Annotated in this window: 13 protein-coding genes; 6 read left to right on the top strand and 7 right to left on the bottom strand. The window is 64.6% G+C overall.

Annotation, left to right across the window (positions count from 1 at the left end):
• The first annotated feature begins 22 nt into the window (after positions 1-22).
• Together ACZ1JV_RS06670 and ACZ1JV_RS06675 are read left to right on the top strand one after the other, a co-directional pair.
• Positions 23-1,366, top strand: coding sequence for an O-antigen ligase family protein (locus ACZ1JV_RS06670; protein WP_465148891.1), 1,344 nt, complete (start codon positions 23-25; stop codon positions 1,364-1,366).
• 193 nt (positions 1,367-1,559) lie between these two features.
• Positions 1,560-2,528, top strand: coding sequence for a hypothetical protein (locus ACZ1JV_RS06675; RefSeq protein WP_465148892.1), 969 nt, complete (start codon positions 1,560-1,562; stop codon positions 2,526-2,528).
• On the opposite strand, the gene ACZ1JV_RS06680 is transcribed toward ACZ1JV_RS06675, so the two are convergent.
• Positions 2,525-3,637 (bottom strand): glycosyltransferase family 4 protein, encoded by a 1,113-nt coding sequence (locus tag ACZ1JV_RS06680; protein WP_465148893.1) that lies wholly within the window; start codon positions 3,635-3,637, stop codon positions 2,525-2,527. The genes ACZ1JV_RS06675 and ACZ1JV_RS06680 overlap by 4 nt on opposite strands.
• Before the next feature lie 264 nt (positions 3,638-3,901).
• Here ACZ1JV_RS06680 and ACZ1JV_RS06685 point away from each other — a divergent pair, with 264 nt between their 5' ends.
• Positions 3,902-4,951, top strand: a complete 1,050-nt coding sequence (locus tag ACZ1JV_RS06685; protein WP_465148894.1) for a glycosyltransferase — start codon at positions 3,902-3,904, stop codon at positions 4,949-4,951.
• A 33-nt stretch (positions 4,952-4,984) separates the two neighbouring features.
• Complete coding sequence (locus ACZ1JV_RS06690) at positions 4,985-7,207, top strand: GumC family protein (RefSeq protein ID WP_465148895.1); 2,223 nt, start codon at positions 4,985-4,987, stop codon at positions 7,205-7,207.
• A gap of 28 nt (positions 7,208-7,235) precedes the next feature.
• Here the strand turns inward: ACZ1JV_RS06690 and ACZ1JV_RS06695 are convergent, their stop codons facing one another.
• From ACZ1JV_RS06695 to ACZ1JV_RS06720, 6 genes are all read right to left on the bottom strand, one after another.
• Positions 7,236-8,126 carry a hypothetical protein gene (locus ACZ1JV_RS06695; RefSeq protein WP_465148896.1) on the bottom strand — a complete coding sequence of 297 codons (891 nt, stop codon included), beginning with the start codon at positions 8,124-8,126 and terminating at the stop codon, positions 7,236-7,238.
• A gap of 143 nt (positions 8,127-8,269) precedes the next feature.
• Positions 8,270-8,617 (bottom strand): hypothetical protein, encoded by a 348-nt coding sequence (locus ACZ1JV_RS06700; protein ID WP_465148897.1) that lies wholly within the window; start codon positions 8,615-8,617, stop codon positions 8,270-8,272.
• A gap of 161 nt (positions 8,618-8,778) precedes the next feature.
• Positions 8,779-9,816: a Rieske 2Fe-2S domain-containing protein gene (locus ACZ1JV_RS06705; protein WP_465148898.1), complete on the bottom strand. Its 1,038-nt coding sequence runs from the start codon at positions 9,814-9,816 to the stop codon at positions 8,779-8,781.
• Between the two features lie 197 nt (positions 9,817-10,013).
• On the bottom strand, positions 10,014-11,411 hold the full coding sequence (locus ACZ1JV_RS06710; RefSeq protein WP_465148899.1) for an MFS transporter: 1,398 nt from the start codon (positions 11,409-11,411) through the stop codon (positions 10,014-10,016).
• Positions 11,412-11,437: 26 nt separating this feature from the next.
• Positions 11,438-13,132, bottom strand: a complete 1,695-nt coding sequence (locus ACZ1JV_RS06715) for a GMC oxidoreductase (protein ID WP_465148900.1) — start codon at positions 13,130-13,132, stop codon at positions 11,438-11,440.
• A 2-nt stretch (positions 13,133-13,134) separates the two neighbouring features.
• Positions 13,135-13,767, bottom strand: a complete 633-nt coding sequence (locus ACZ1JV_RS06720) for a gluconate 2-dehydrogenase subunit 3 family protein (protein ID WP_465148901.1) — start codon at positions 13,765-13,767, stop codon at positions 13,135-13,137.
• A 221-nt stretch (positions 13,768-13,988) separates the two neighbouring features.
• Between ACZ1JV_RS06720 and ACZ1JV_RS06725 the strand changes: the two genes are divergently transcribed.
• On the top strand, positions 13,989-15,200 hold the full coding sequence (locus ACZ1JV_RS06725; protein WP_465148902.1) for an MFS transporter: 1,212 nt from the start codon (positions 13,989-13,991) through the stop codon (positions 15,198-15,200).
• Positions 15,201-15,258: 58 nt separating this feature from the next.
• Positions 15,259-15,600: a hypothetical protein gene (locus tag ACZ1JV_RS06730; protein WP_465139500.1), complete on the top strand. Its 342-nt coding sequence runs from the start codon at positions 15,259-15,261 to the stop codon at positions 15,598-15,600.
• Positions 15,601-15,611: the final 11 nt, after the last annotated feature.

Consider the following 15,611-nt stretch of genomic DNA (forward strand, 5'->3'; position numbering starts at 1 on the left):
CCCGTCACCAGGAGACGCCGCCGTGCTTTCGCTGACTGCGGGCAGCCCGCCGCTCCCGGCCTTCATCGTCCTTCCGGTACTGATGGCCTATCTGGCACTGATGCTGGTCGTCGCCAGACGGGCGAGCGCCTCCACCGGGTTCCTGGTCATTACTTTCGCTGTGCGTCTGGCGATGTCCGCGCAGCCGCGCTTTTCTTTCTCGTCCTCACCCGCCGGCCTCAGCTGGAACGCGCTGGCATCGGTGCTGGTGGTGCTGGTCGGCTTCCTGCTGCTGCGCCGATCGCGCGCCGTGCCGCTGGTTCTGGTGCCGCTTGCCCCCCTGTCGCTGGTGGTCGTCGCCAGCCTGCTGCTGAACAAGGACGTTTCTGGCGGCATCGAAAGCTTCGTCAAGTACGCCTACCTCGCCACGATCATACTGACCGCCTACGATGCCTTCGTGGTGGATGGCCCGGGCAAAGTGCTGTCGCGCCTGCTTTGTACCTTCACACTGCCGCTGACGCTGCAGGCGGCCAGTATCGTGCTTCACGTCGCCAAGGCCACCGAAAGCGATGGATCGACGTCCTACATCGGCGGGTACAACCATGAGGCCAGCTTCTCGATCATCTTGCTGACCGGACTGCTGGCCGGGCTGCTGCATCCAACGCTGCGTTCCCGCTACAAGCTGGCGGTTGCGGCGGTCTGCGTGGGGGGCATTCTGGCGGCGAACTACCGCACCGCGATCGTCGCTGCCGGTCCGCTGCTGCTGGGCCTGTTGTTGGCATCGGCCATGGCTGCCGTGCCGACAAGACAGCGCGGCCTGGCTGGAATCCTGGGTTTTCTACTGATCCTGTCGGCCGTTCCGATCATCCCGCATCTTGCCGGCGACCGGTTCGATACGATTACCACGCTGGCCTCCGAACCCGAAGTGCTGACCAAGACGCCCGACGAATTCCGCAAGCTGGACCGCGCGATCATGTCCGGCCGACTCTATTTGTGGAGCCAGTATATCGACGCCTGGCGCCATGGCAGCAAACGGCAGCACGTGCTGGGGTATGGCGCCAATTCGTGGGAGGGGCGCTATCGCTACTATGCCCACAACACGCTGGTCTCCACGCTCTACGAACTGGGCACGCTAGGGGTGGCGGCGATGCTGTTGCTGTGGGTGTGGATGCTGGGCATCGCGCTTTCCACGTCCGGCCCCACGCGGATCACGCTGGTTCTGGCGCATCTGGGCTTCATCGTGCTCAACATGGCGACGATGCCGCTCTGGATGATCGAAGGGCTGTTGTTCTACGGCCTATTATGCGGCTTCACGGTCTATACGCGGCTCAATCGGCCCGCGCCGGAACGCCCCGTCGCAAATGCGCTTCGCCCCCGCCCGGTTTGACCGTTCCGGTCATGACCTTTTCCGCCGGTATGGCAACCATGGCGGGAGACATTCGTGCCCGCTGCCGTCGTGAAGGGGCAGACCGCGTTTCGGTTACTTTGCGAGGACCGTCATGATCAAAACCCTCAGTCTGGCGTTTCCGTTTCTGCTGGTCGGCCCCGCGGTAGGTTCTCATGGTAGCGGCGAGCCTGCATTGGAGTCCCCACCGGCGCCGCTGGCGATGACGGTGGTCGGCCTCGCATCCACGGCGGCAGGGGCAACGACCTTCCGGATGCCGTCCATCGCCAAGCCAGCAGTGGCAACGTCCTCTTGTCCGGTTCGCTCGACAATCCGCCTCACCGCCAGCACGCCGCCGCTGAAATCTATCTGCGCATCGGACGGCAAGATCCTCGTCAACGGCAGCAATGCGCAGGGCTTCGCGATGACCGACGTCATTACCCGCAATTACGGCCCGGTGATGCGCGGCGTGAACGTCCCCGACCTGCGCGTGGAGCGCATCTCAGCCACCGGCGCGCGGGCCGATGCCACGCTGGGACTGGGCCTCGTCAATATCAGCAGCGGGATCGGCCACGCCGTATTCCGCGATGTGGTCTGGTTGGGAGACACCAAATATCCCGCCATCAACAGCGACGACGCCTGGGGCGCAATCACGCTGAAGGGCAAGAATGCCAAGGATTTCGGTACTTTCGAAATCACCGACTTCGATTTCCAGAACCTCTTCATGGCCCCAGGCAGCCACTACCGCAATGTTGACGGGATCTCGACCGAGAAGGGCTTTTCCGGCACGATTTCCAACGGCCGGGTGATGAATGCCAGCGATGCCTGTCTGGATATCAAGGGCGATGTCACCGTCAACAATGTCTACCTCTCCGGCTGCCGCGAGGGGCTGAAGATCTGGCAAAACCAGCATCACGGGCTAGTCGAACTAGGCACCAACAGTTTCGCCGGGATCATCGGCAAGGGCAGCTCATCGCAAACGCGCACGATCGAGATCGAGGTGCTGATCGCCTCCGGCAATCCCGCCATCCCGCTGTTCGTGGCGGAAGATGGCAAGGTGATCCTGCATATCGGCCGTCTGGTCGCCAAATCGAACCAGGTTCTGAAAGGCAGCGGCAGCTATTCCGGATCGCAAGTGATCGTCGATCAGCGGATCACTAATTAGGGCACAAGCTCATCATAGATGGCCATGACGCGGTCGCTATGCCGCCGCGCGCTCAGCATATCGCGGGCGTTCTGGCCCGCTTGGGCCAGCCGGACCGGATCGTGATCGCGCAGGCCCTGCAGCACCGCTTCGGCAAAGCGGTCCGGACCGGCATCGCGCGGGACCAGCAGGCCGCCCCCGAAGCGGCGCCCCGTCTCGCCAAGCCCGGCATCGTCGGTGGCGACATAGGGCACGCCCAGCATCAGTGCCTCCAGCGGCGTGCGGCCCAGCGGCTCCTCGACAGCGGTGATCGCCAGCATGTCCAGCATCGCGATATTGTCCTCCACAGGCAGGCGAAAACCGGCGAAAATCACGCGCCCGGCGATGCCCAGCAATGCGGCGTGGCGTTCCAGTTCCTCCTGCGTCTCGTCCACTTCCCGCCCGAAGATCACGAAGGCGGCGTCCGGACGACGCTCCAGCAGGGCCTTGCCCATCTCCAGGAAATAGCGCGGCCGCTTGCGATGCGCGAAGTTGCCGACGAAGCCGATCAGCGGCCCTCCTCCCGCCGCGACCGGATAGTCGCGGGCGAAAGCATCACGCAGCGCAGGCACGTCCTGACCATTCGCCAGTTCGAAAGGGTTGTCCACCAAGGTCGAGCGGCGCGCGAGCCAACCCGGCAAGCGCTGCTCCACGGCCTGCGAAATGCAGATGATGCGATGTGCCATGGCCATGACCGCCAGATTGGGCGGCACCGTCCGATTGAACGCGCGGTTGTGATAGATCACAGGCAAGCCCCGCATTCGCGCCGCCGGGCCCCAGCTCTGCAGCGCGGAGAGATCGTTGTTGTGCACCACGGTTCCCGCCGGTTGGCGCGAGAGCAGACGCAAACGGCCGGGCAGCAGTCTGGCCTCCGCCAGCAAGCCATGGCGGAAAGCCGGTTTCTCGGGCAGCGGCCAGACGGTGAAACCGCGTTCCCGTGCAACGTCGCAGATAAGGCTGCCCGCCGGGGCGGCGACAACGACCTCCACCCCATGATCGCGCTGGAGCGTCTCCCCCAGCGTGAACGAAGATACGTGGCTGCCCCCGATCTTGGCATTGGTGAAAGGAAAGATCACCCTGCTCACCGGCATCGCGCTGGCTCCTTACACTTAGGAGTCCGTTTGAAAAATGCCCGCAGGGGCATTTTTTAGGCGGCACCGGCCCTCTCCCCCACCCTACCACCCGCAGGATACTACCGATGGGTGGTAGGGTGGGGGAGAGGGCCGGTGCCGCAAAATTCGCATTTCGCGAATTTTCAAACAGTCTCTTACGAGTCATTGTGCAGTGCAACCAGAACCCCTATCCAGTGCAATTAGGTATAAGCGCCTGATGGCACAGCGACGAGGCAGATGCCGATGGCCGTGATCTGGTCGTTCCCCGGAGAGGAAAATCGGCGGAGCAATCCCTATACCTCCACCTTGATCGGTGAATTGCGCAAGCTTGGCCACACCGCCATTTCGCCCAGCTGGTCCCGCCGCGTGCTGGGCCGATGCGACATCATCCACCTGCACTGGCCGCAGAAGGTCGTGCAGGACAGCCTGTTGCTCAGCCTGCGTTCGATCGGCTTGTGGCTGGGATTTCTTGCACTGCAGAAGGCACGGGGCGCCCACATCGTCTGGACGGTGCATAATGTTGCATCGCACGAAGCCGTTCGCCCGCGACTCGAACACTGGTGGATGTCCCGGTTGCTGGCCCTTTTGGACGGTGTGCACGCTCTTTCGGATACCAGCCTGCGGCAGGCCCGCGCCATCTATCCCGCAATTGCGAAAAAGGCGTGCCTGGTCGCCCCCCACTGGACCTATGACGGCGCCTATCCCAGCGCGGAGTATGACGCCCGGACGCCACGATCGATCGCCTTCCTGGGCGACCTGAAAGCCTACAAAGGACTGGACGTGCTGCTGGCGGCAATGGAAGCGGCCGAGCCTGACCAGCGGCGCTATCTGGTACACGGCCTGCCCGCGGACGGGATGGACCCTGCCACGCTGGAGGATCGCCTGCACGCGCTCCAGCGCCGGGGGTGGCAGCTGGAATTCGTGCTGCAGAGGCTGAGCGAGCAGGAAATGGCCGATCGGCTGGCCCAGGCGGGCTTGCTGGTCCTGCCCTACCACAGCGGGGAGAACAGCGGCCTTGCCGTGCTCGCGGCCGAACGCGGCACGCCCTTGCTGGTATCGTCCCTGCCCGCTTTCGAGCCGCTTTTGGAAGAACTGGGGGCACCGCGCGTCACGGAGATATCCGCCCCCCTCACCCATGCGCAGATCGCCGATGCTTTCGACAGTGCAAGAGGCGTCATGGGAACGATCGACGGGCAATTCATGGCCCGCCGCGCGCCCGCTCGGATCGTGCGGGAGATTTCGAATTACTACCTGTTTCTCATGGATCAATCGCCCGGTTCTACCTCAAGATAGCCCCGGCGTTCCCCGGCCCAGGAGCTTGCGGACTTGCATTTCGGTTCCCAGCAACTCGATCCCCATTCTGCGCGCGATTCCGCGCGTGAGCGCGCGCGCGAGTCCCGGCTCTCCCACGACGCCGGCCCTGCGGCCGAAGGGAAAGGCGCCGCGTCCGCCACCGGTCAGAGCGACAAGGTGATAGACTTGGCCTGGATGGCCACGTTGGCCTGGCGGTACAAATGGGTCATGCTGGGCGTGATTGCCGCAATCATGGCGGTGACCATGCTGGCCTACATGCTGGCGCAAAAGGTCTACGACGCCAACGTGATCCTCGCGCTGGATCGCAACGACCAGCAGATCGTGCGGACGGAGCAGAGCGACCGGGATAACGTGATTGATTCGCCCGCCGTCGATACCGAAGTTCAGGTTCTGAGTTCCCCCGAAATCGCGCAGGCCGCCGTCGAACGGGCCAAGCTCAACACCAATCCCGCCTTCCTCCACGCCAAGGCCCGCGATGCCACCGGGCCGATTTCCGTCGAGGCAGCCGCCAACCTGGTCCGTTCAAGCCTGACGGTGGAACGCAAGGGGCTGTCCTACGCGATCAACCTCGCCTTCAGTTCCAACAACCCGCAAGTGTCCGCCATGGTCGCCAATGCCGTGGCGGATGCCTACGTCGGCGGGCAAGTGCAGGCCGCACAGGCCGCGCGGACGGTGGACATCCAGATGCTCCGCACCCGGCTGGATCAGCTGCGGGGCGATGTGCAGAAGGCCGAGGCAGACGTCGCCAGCTACAAGGCCAGCGCCAACCTCGTCAGTTCCAGCAACGACAATACGATCGGGCAGCAGGAACTCTCCACGCTGAATACCGAACTGGCTTCGGCCAAGGGCGATCTTGCCGCCGCACAGGGCCGGGCCAGCGCCAATGCCGGCGAAAGCGGCTCGATCGTCAACTCCAGCCCGGTGATCGCCGACTTGCGCAGCAAGGTCGCCACGCTGGAACAGAAGCTGGCGCAGCAGTCCGCCACGCTGGGCCCCAACCACCCTGACCGTATGCGGACGGAGGCGGAACTGGCCTCCACCCGTGCCTCGCTCAACCGCGAGATCGCGCGCGCCAGCGCCGGCGTAAATCAGGACATCCGCGTCGCCAGCCAGCGCGTCGGCGCGATCCAGAGCGTGATGGGCGGAACGCAGGGCCGTCTGGTGGCCGGCAACAATGCCTCGGTTCGCCTGGCCGAACTGGACCGCGTGGCGGAAAGTTCCCGCCAGCTCTACCAGACCTTCCTTGACCGCTATCGCGTCGAACTGGCCACACGCGGCACGGAAAAGAGCAAGGCCGACATCATTTCGCGCGCGCAGCCGCCCACGCTGCCCACTTCGCCCGATATTCTGGTCTATCTGCTGGCCGGCCTGATCGCCGGGATAATCGCCGCTGTGGTGCTGGCGCTGCTGCTGGAATGGCGTGAGCGCGGCATCCGCACCCGCACCGAAGCGGAGGAGTTCACCGGCTTCAAGGTCATCAGCAGCCTGCCCGATATCGGCACCATGGACGAGCCCGACTTCCACAAGGGCGAATTGCTCTCGGTGCCCGATTTCCTGATCAAGAACCGCGAATCCCCATTCTCGGAATCGGTCCGCGCGATCTGGACGGCCTTGCGCATCGGCCAGAAAGGCCAGTTGGCGCGAACCGTGGGCCTCACCTCCTCGATCCCGGACGAAGGCAAGACCAGCACCGCCATCGCACTCGCCCGATCTGCCGCTTTGGCGGGCCGCCGGACGCTGCTGGTGGACTGCGACTTCCGCCGCCTGGGCACCACACTCGCGCTGGGCCTGTCCGGCAGGTCCGGACTGGTGGAAGTGCTGTCGGGTCATGCCCGCCTGGACGACGTGATCCTGACGGATCCGGCCTCCGGCGCGCATGTGCTGCCGCTCAATACCTCCGGCGCCGGCAATTTCGACATCGTCCAGTCCGACGCAACCGTGGCGCTGCTGGAAAGCTGCAAGCAACGCTACGACCTGATCGTGCTGGACATCGCTCCCGCCATCCCGGTGGCGGAGGCGCGCGCCGTCGCTGCCATGGCCGACGCCGTGCTGATGGTGGTACGCTGGCGCACGACACCGCGCAGCGTGATCAAGACGGCACTACGCGAACTGGAACGGGCAGAGGCACACATCTTCGGCGTGGTGCTGACCCAGGTCGATACCCGCTCCGCCGCTGTGCTGGGCGAGGAAATGGCTTATTATCAGTACTACTACAGCCGGACTGCGACGACCTGAACGAGCCGGCTTAACGTCTTATGACGCCTCACTCGGCTCCGCTGTCGGAGGCGGCGGCCGAGGCGGCGTGCACGCTAGGTTGCCCCGTATCGCCCCCCTCTTCGCCCGCCAGTTCGGTGGCAAGGTCATAGCCGAAGAATGTCAGCACCTCTTCGGCTCCGGAAAGCTCATCCACCACCATTTCGCGCTCGTGCTCGGTCAGTTGGCGCGCGGTGTCAGGGGCGGTTCGCGTCATGCCGGGCGGCAGGGCTTGGGCGCCGCTCACGGGCCTTAGCGGATCGAGGCCGAAAGCTTCCGCGATCGCATCGGGGCGCTGGCAGAACGCCTCGTACGAAAGGCAAGGATAGCCATGGTCCCGCGCGGCCTGCATCAGCAGCCGGCTGCGCCATAGCCAGATCCGTGCGAGATGGCGCACCACCAGCGGACGGCGAGCGCCGTGGTATTCCTTGTACAGGTAGCGGCGGACTTGCGCCGCCACATTGGCCACCGGCCCGCGATTGTTCACCACCACCCGGTGATCGGGGAAGTATTCGAGAAGTTGCCGATGCCGGACAAGGTTCGCGGGGCTCTTTTCCAGCCAGTAGCCGTAGCGCCCTTCAGGATCGGCCTCGGCAATGCGGGCGCTCCACGCGCCCATCACGGCTTCGTAATCGACGAATTTCTCAGGCCACCAGCGGTCGCTGTCCATCAGCCCCTTGATCAGGCGCTGCCCTTCGAAACTGTGATGCAGCCCGCCGATGTCGCTGCGCTGGCTGAGATACCAGGCGATATCGGCAGAGCCCGATCCGGCGGGGTTGAGCAGGAAAAGAAACGGCTTGTCGATGCGTTTGGCCCGTGCTCGCGGCCAGTAGGGACGCTCGTCCAACTGGTCGAGTTCGTAGCCGAGCGGCTTGAGGAGCTTGTTGATGCGTGCCTTCATCGATCCCGGTCGACGGTTTCATCCCGTCTGGCAGGATAGCCCCAGCGGGCACGATCGCCCCTGCTATTGCGAGAAGCGCGCCATCTCTTTCGCGGTAATGGCGCTTTGCGGTCCGCCCCAGGGCGCGGTTTGGAAACGCATTTTCAGGCCGCGGCGACCGCTTCCACCCGAAACAGCGTGTCGGTGATCGACCGCATCTTGAACTGCAGGCGGGCGCCCGCTTCCACCGCGCCGGTCAGCGCCGCCACACGCGCGGGCGGCAGCGTCAGGTCGATCTCGATCCGGTCCTCATAGATCCGGCCGCTGCCCATGATCTGCGAATCCCGGAATGCCGTGCCCGGCGGGTTCAGGAACACGGTAACGTCCACGCCCGCCCGGATCAGACTATTGCCGGCGGCATCGTCCGTCACCCGGCCATCGATCCGCGCCGGCGACATCCGCAGGACGGTGACCTCCAGATCGGGACGATGCATCTGCCCGGCATTCTTCATGTTCTGGTTCTTGGGGCCCCGTGCGAGAATTGCACCACCACTGTCGCAGCAAGTGCAATTCCTTCGCCTAGCAAGCCCGGCAGGAACGAGAAAGTCCCTTCTTCACAATAATGTTCGCGGGGACGGAGGCCGGCCACGGAGGGCGAGCCGGGACGCCTGATTCAGCCAGCCGCCATCGCCGCGCCCACCTTCGCTTCGGCCATGCCGGCTTCGGCACGCCGCAACTGCATCAGTCGCCGTCGGGCCCGGATGGCCCCGGCATCGGTTTCGAGGATCGCCGGACGCGCCGCCCAGAAATCCTGCTCCCCCAGCGCTTCCTGCGCTGCCTCGATCATCGGCTCGTCCTCGTCCACGAAGACCTGACGGGCCAGCGCCTCGGCTTCCGGTGTCGCTTCGTGGTCGTAGAAGTAATGGCTGCTGGCGCGAGTTTCCGGCGTAATGATGTGCGGATTGACCATCATCGGCACCAGCATTTCGCCGCGGTCGGTCCCGGCTCTGGAAAGCCCCACCGTCAATGCCATCGCGGCCGGCGCGTGCCAGCGCATGTGCAGCCATTGATCTACTTGCTCGCCCTCTTTCAGCATGGGCGACGCCCACATCGGCGGCTTGACGGCTTCCATGTCCCAGTTGTTCCAGATCGCCCCGCTCTCGTCGGTGAGCACCGATTGCCGGCCGGCGAAGATGGAACCGTTCACGCCGAAGCTGGTGACATGCAGGAACTCCGCATGCGTCAGGTCCATCAGGTTATCCGTCACCAGTTCGTAGTTACCCTGGATGACAAGGCGGCTGCGCTGCATGCCCTGCCGGTCGACGAAGGCAAAGTCCGGGATCAGGGCGGGGTCGGCGCGGTCAGGATTGCCTGGCCAGAACCACAAGCCGCGATGGCGATGGACCACCGGCATCGTCCGCGCACGCACGTGGGCGGGCGGTGATGCCGGAAAGGGATTGTGCACGCAGGCCCCGGTCCTGTCGAAGCCAAGCCCGTGGTAGGGGCAATGGATCACGTCCTCCTGCAATCGCCCCTTGCTCAGCGGCACGAAGCGATGCGGGCAGCGGTCGGCCAGCATCGCATATGTTCCATCGGACAGGCTGGCGATCAGCCACTTTTCGTCAAGCAAAGTGCGGGACAACATGCCGGTTTGCGGCACTTCATGGTCCCAGGCGGCAAGATACCAGAGATTGCGGACGTAATCGGCCATGGTCTTCTCCCAATCGCTGACGAGGGAGACGGGCCGATGTGTTCACACGTTGCGCCGCCACCCCCGAAAGGGTCGTCCCGAAGGACAAAGCGGCCCGCAGCATGAAGGCGCGACCGGATGAGGCAGCGCCGACTTCCCAAGCGGAGAAACTCCGCTACCAGGCTCAGCCCGAACTCTAAATAGAATGGAAATTCCAGTCAAGCATCATGCTCAGGAAACAAGGGCGCGGGCAGCCGGAGCGCGAGCGCAAAGCAAAGCAGCATCAATCCTTCGATCGCGGCGATGGCAGGAAAGATCGCGCCCACTTTCCCTGTCGGCGCGCCCGCGAAAAAGGCGGTTCCGACCACCGCGATGCCCAGTGCCATGCCCAGTTCCTGCACCGTCTTGATCAGTCCGCTGGCCGCGCCGGCGTGGCTGCGGTCAACCCGCGCAAGGATCACGGGGGTTAGCGGGCCGCTGGTCATGCCCATGCCCGTCCCCGCCAGTGCGAGGCAGGGCAGCGCCCACCAGAACGGCACGCCGCTCTCGATCCACAGCAGCGTCCCGCCGGCGAACAGGGCCATCAGTGCAATACCGCCGACCAGCACCCATTTGCCATGGCTGGTCACCAATTTTCGGCCGAGGAAGGCGATTCCCAGCATGACGCCCGCGCTGAACGGAATATGCAGCAGGCCGGTTTCCAGTGGCGAAAACCCCAGCAACTTCTGCGCACCGAAAGCGAAGACGAACAGGAACCCGCCGGTCGCTGCACCAAAGGCCAGCGCGATGGTGAGTCCGATGGAAAACTGGCGCTGGTGGAACAGTTCGGGCGCGAAAAGCGTCGCCATCCCGGCCTTGGCGCGCCGGCCGGTCCGTTTCCAGACCCACGCCAGCAGCACGGGGGCGGCGATCAGCAGGGCCATATGCCACGGCTGCCAGCCCAGATCGTGCCCGCGCACCAGCGGGTAGAGCAGTGCCGCCATCGACGCGCCGAACGCCGCCGTGCCGCCCCCGTCGATGCCGCGCGCCGTGGCCGAGCGCGATGCCGGAAGCAGTCGCCAAGCCACTATCACTGCCACCACGCCCACCGGCACATTGATCAGGAACACGCTGCGCCAGCCAAGGTCGAACAGGTTCGCATGAATCAAGACGCCGCCGATGATCGGCCCGCAGATTGCCGAAAGACCGCCGATCACCCCCACCCACGCCAGCTTCGCCACGCGTTCGAGCGGTTCGAACAGCACCTGAATGAGCGCCATGACCTGCGGCGCCATCATCGCGCCGGCAGCCCCCTGCAATACGCGCGCAGCGATCAACTGGTCCGGACTGCCCGAGAGTCCGCAAAGCATGGAAGCGACCGTGAATCCTGCCACGCCGCCGATGAATAGCCGATTGTAGCCGAAGGCATCGCCCAACCGCCCGCCCAGCATCAGCAGTAGCGCGAAGGCCAAAGAGTAGCCCGCCGCCACCCACTGCGCCTGCGCCGCGGCGGCGCCGAAGTCCCGCTCGATCACCGGCAGCGCGGTATTGACGATGGTTACATCGACGATCTCCAGAACCAGCGCCACCATCAAGGTCAGGTAGGCGAGCGACTTCTGCCGATCTGTCAGGTCCATCGGGAACGCCGGCGAGGCAACCGCCGTCAAATCACGCCTTCCTTCAACATCGAGACCGCCGTCGCGCAGGCCCGCGCGGTTAGCGCCATGTAAGTGAGCGAGGGGTTCTGGCAGGCGGACGAACTCATCTGCGCGCCATCGGTGACGAACAGGTTCGGGATGTCGTGCGCCTGGCTCAGCCGGTTGAGAACGGAGGTCTTCGGATCCCAGCCCATGCGCGCGCCGCCCATCTCGTGAATGGACGTGCCGCCATGGCCCGGTTTGTCGAAACCCATGATGACATGGCCGCCCGCATCGGTGAGCATCTGCGTCGCTTCCTTATGCGCATCGGCAAGCGCGGCGATTTCCTCCTTGCCGTGCTCGAACGCGATCTCAAGCTGACGCACGCCGCGCGGGTCGGTGCGGTTGCTCAAGCTCAGGCGATTGCTGGCGCGCGGCATCGAATCCGCGAAAACCACCAGCACCATCGTCCAGGGGCCGATCTGGTGGAGCTGCTCCTTGTACTCCTTGCCGATGCCTCCCATCCGCTTGCCGCGTGTCCAGGTGCCCTGAAGCGCGCCGCCTTGGAACGAATAGCCGCGCGTGAAACCGTCTCCGTCAAGCGTGTCGAGATTGCGGAAGCGCGGGATGACGATGCCGGTGGGACGGTTGCCGAAGCTGGTTCGCCCCTCGAACCCCGGCACTACCGCCATGGCCGCCATCGTATTGGCGTGGTCCATGATATGCGTGCCCAGCACGCCGCTGGAATTGGCGAGGCCATGCGGCATCGCCTCATTGGCCGAATTGAGCATGAGGTGGACGGAGTTGAACGCCCCGGCGTTCAGGAACACCACGCGGGCATAGGCCACCTTGTGCTCGCCGGTCTTGGTATCGATCCAGCGCACGCCGGTGACGCGGCCGGTCTTCGCATCGTAATCCATTTTGTGGACTTGCGCATCGGTGACGACGGTGAGCCGTCCGGTCTTCTTCGCCGCCGGCAAGGTGGCCGATTGCGTGGAGAAATAGGCGCCGTAGGAGCAGCCGCGCGCACAGATGCTGCGGTACTGGCAATGCGCGCGGCCCTGTTCCGGCCGCGCCTCGGTAAGATTGGCGGTGCGGCCGATGGTCATCACCCGGTCCGGGTACTTCGCGCGAATACGCTCCCGCATCGCGGATTCGACGCAGTTCAACTCCATCGGCGGCAGAAAGCGCCCGTCGGGAAGCTGCGGCAATCCCTCCGCCGCGCCGGAGACGCCGACGAATTCCTCCACCTTGTCGTACCAAGGGGCCAGATCGGCATAGCGGATCGGCCAGTCGGTGCCGAACCCGTCGCGCTTGTTGGCGCCAAAATCGTAGTCCGACCAGCGATAGCACTGCCGCCCCCAAGTCAGCGAGCGGCCGCCAAGCTGGTAGGAGCGGAACCAGTCAAAATCCTTGCCCGCTGCCTTCTGGTAAGGCTGATCGGCATCGTTGACGAAGTGGCCCTCGGTGAATTCATTGAAGTGCCGGTTCAGCATCTGCACCGGGTATTCCCGTGCATAAAGCTCGGCATCGCCCTGCCCGCGAAACTCCATTTCCCACGGGGCCTTGAGTTCGGTGTCGTAGCCCGTCTGATGCTCGATATTGCGGCCGCGTTCCACCATCAGGACGGTCAGGCCCGCCTCGGTCAGTTCCTTGGCCGCCCAGCCCCCGGTGATGCCGGAGCCGACGACGATAGCGTCGAATTGCGTATTGTTGGTCATTGTCAGCCGAAATCCACTGCGGTCCAGTCGCTGGAAAATGCGCGGTCGCCGGGCTGGATGGGGATGTCCCATTCCCATTTGCCGGGGACCAGTTCGTAACGAAGCTCCTGCGATCCGCCCGCTTCGCTGGTGTAGTAGCCGGTGAGGATCAGCCCCTTGATGGCGTTCCATGGCGAAGGCGGTGCGCCTTGGGCGAAGGCTGCATCGTCGAGAGCGGCCAGCAGGCGCGTACGCTCGGCAAGGTCATGCCGCAGGAAATCGCCGCCCGCCGCGCGGTCCAGCGTGTGTTCCAGCCAGGCGAGATGCCGCAGCGATCCGTCGCGGCGGCGAAAGGGCGCGATGGCCGCCGTCACCATTTCCGACGCCATCGGCGCGCGCGTTCCGGAAAGCCCGTGGGCCAGTGCCAGCACCACGAAATCGCCCACGCCCACGTCCATCGCGCCCGGCGTATCGGTGCGCGGGATGACCAGATCGGAAACGTCCGCGATCAGCCGGCGCTGGCGATCGCTGGGCAGATCGGCCGCATCGAGGTCGGTCAGCTTCACCCCGGCCACCGGAATGCCCAAAGCCAGCGCCAGCAGCGCTGCGCCCGCCGTGAACTCCCGGCGATTCCAGCCCGAATCGGCGCGACTCATATGCCGATTCCCATCGGCCGGGCGCTGAACACCCTATCCATGCCCATCTTCAGGCGCGCTTTCGTCATGCTTCCTCTCGCACAATTTATAATGATAGTTCTAATTTTAGATGAGCCGTTCGGTCAAGGCCTTCGATTGCATTGACCGCGATCAAAATCGTCGATAGGAAACAGGAATAGTAATTCTAATATAGCGCCGGTCAGCGGCGCGGGCGGAGAGGCATGAACCCGGTTTCCCGATTCTTCAGCAAGCTCACCATGAAGCCGCAGGGCATGACGATCGTCATCGCGGCCTTCCTTCCGATCTTCGCGATCGTATCGATGTTCCCGATCGTGGCGTCGATGATCGCGCATTTTCACACCGATCCGGACGCCGCCGCCAAAGTGCCGCTGATGGTCACCGCGCCGGGCCTTACCATCGCCATCCTTGCCCCTTTCGCGGGCTGGTTCGTGGACAAGTTCGGCCGCCGCCGGCTGCTGCTGATCTGCACGTTCTTCTATGGCCTGTTCGGCACCCTGCCGTTCTTCCTGGACGATCTGAACCAGATCTTCGCCAGCCGACTGGCGCTGGGCGTGTGCGAGGCGGGCATCCTGACCATCGTCAACACCCTGATCGGCGACTATTGGGACAATGAGAGCCGCCGCAACTGGCTGTTCCTGCAAGGCGTGATCGGGCCGTTCCTGGCCTCTGGCGTAATCCTGATGTCCGGCCTTGTCGCCTCGATGAAGTGGAACGGCGGCTTCCTTGTCTACCTGGTCGCCTTCCCGATCTACTTTGCGATGCTGGCCTTCCTATACGAGCCGAAGGGCCGCGCCGCGCATGACCACACAGTTGCAGAACCGAGCGGCGAAAAGGCCCGCTTCCCGCTGGGCGCCGCACTGGGCGTTGCCGCGCTGACGCTGTTTTCGGCCGCGCAGTACTACGTCTTCATAGTCAACGGCAGCATCGCTTTCGGCGAAGTGGGCGTGACCAACCCGGCCGACGTCGCCAAGATGAGCTTCCTGCCCAGCCTCTTCGTGATCCTGGGCGCGCTGCTGTTCCGCATCCTTTCGGGCCGTTCCAACGGCGTGCAGCTCGGCGCGTTCCTCGCGATCCTCGGCACCGGCCTTGCGGTAATCGGGCTGGCGCGCAATCCGGGTGAGATGATCGTCGGCCTGGCCATCCAGCAGACCGGCGCGGGCATGGCCGTGCCTTCGCTGATCGCCTGGGCCCAGACCAAGTTCCCCTTCGAACATCGCGGCCGGGGCATGGGCATCTGGACCGGATCGTTCTTCTTCGGCCAGTTCATCTCGCCCGTGCTCGTCCATCAGGCCAGCGGGGCGACGGGATCGATGCAGGGCGCTTTCGTCACGGCGGGCGTGGTATCGCTAGCCGTCGCCATCGGCGCGCTGAGCATGGGCATCACGCGGGGCAAAACGCCGCTTACGGTCTGACGGTACAGACTCGATAGCGGGTGTGGCAATGTCAGCCGCACCCGCTATAGGCACATCCATGGCCCGCAAGCACCGCAAACATGGATCCTTTGACGATTTCGGCAGCGAAGAGGAGGAAGCTCCCCCGCCGCCCGTCCCCTGCTGGCTCTGCGGCCGCCCCACGGGCGAGACCATCGTCTGGCACCATCCCGTTCCCAAGAGCCGGGGCGGGCGCGACGTGGTGCCGATGCACCCGATCTGCCAGCAAACGCTGATCGCCAACTTCACCAATTCCGAACTGCAGCGCCACGGCATGGACGTGGAGGGCCTGCTGGCCGATCCCGCCGTACGCAAATTCGTCGACTGGGTCGCCAACAAGGACCCGGACTTCACCGCGACCATCCCGAAGAAGAAGCGCTGACGCAGAGCGGC

The organism is Novosphingobium sp. BL-S-19 (assembly GCF_055521675.1).

What these genes read in the sequence shown, in the direction of transcription:
- ACZ1JV_RS06725 (WP_465148902.1), top strand. Translation starts at nt 13,989, where the DNA reads ATGAACCCGGTTTCCCGATTCTTCAGCAAGCTCACCATGAAGCCGCAG.
- ACZ1JV_RS06720 (WP_465148901.1), bottom strand. Translation starts at nt 13,767, where the DNA reads ATGAGTCGCGCCGATTCGGGCTGGAATCGCCGGGAGTTCACGGCGGGC.
- ACZ1JV_RS06680 (WP_465148893.1), bottom strand. Translation starts at nt 3,637, where the DNA reads ATGCCGGTGAGCAGGGTGATCTTTCCTTTCACCAATGCCAAGATCGGG.
- ACZ1JV_RS06715 (WP_465148900.1), bottom strand. Translation starts at nt 13,132, where the DNA reads ATGACCAACAATACGCAATTCGACGCTATCGTCGTCGGCTCCGGCATC.
- ACZ1JV_RS06710 (WP_465148899.1), bottom strand. Translation starts at nt 11,411, where the DNA reads ATGGACCTGACAGATCGGCAGAAGTCGCTCGCCTACCTGACCTTGATG.
- ACZ1JV_RS06705 (WP_465148898.1), bottom strand. Translation starts at nt 9,816, where the DNA reads ATGGCCGATTACGTCCGCAATCTCTGGTATCTTGCCGCCTGGGACCAT.
- ACZ1JV_RS06695 (WP_465148896.1), bottom strand. Translation starts at nt 8,126, where the DNA reads ATGAAGGCACGCATCAACAAGCTCCTCAAGCCGCTCGGCTACGAACTC.
- ACZ1JV_RS06730 (WP_465139500.1), top strand. Translation starts at nt 15,259, where the DNA reads ATGGCCCGCAAGCACCGCAAACATGGATCCTTTGACGATTTCGGCAGC.
- ACZ1JV_RS06685 (WP_465148894.1), top strand. Translation starts at nt 3,902, where the DNA reads ATGGCCGTGATCTGGTCGTTCCCCGGAGAGGAAAATCGGCGGAGCAAT.
- ACZ1JV_RS06700 (WP_465148897.1), bottom strand. Translation starts at nt 8,617, where the DNA reads ATGAAGAATGCCGGGCAGATGCATCGTCCCGATCTGGAGGTCACCGTC.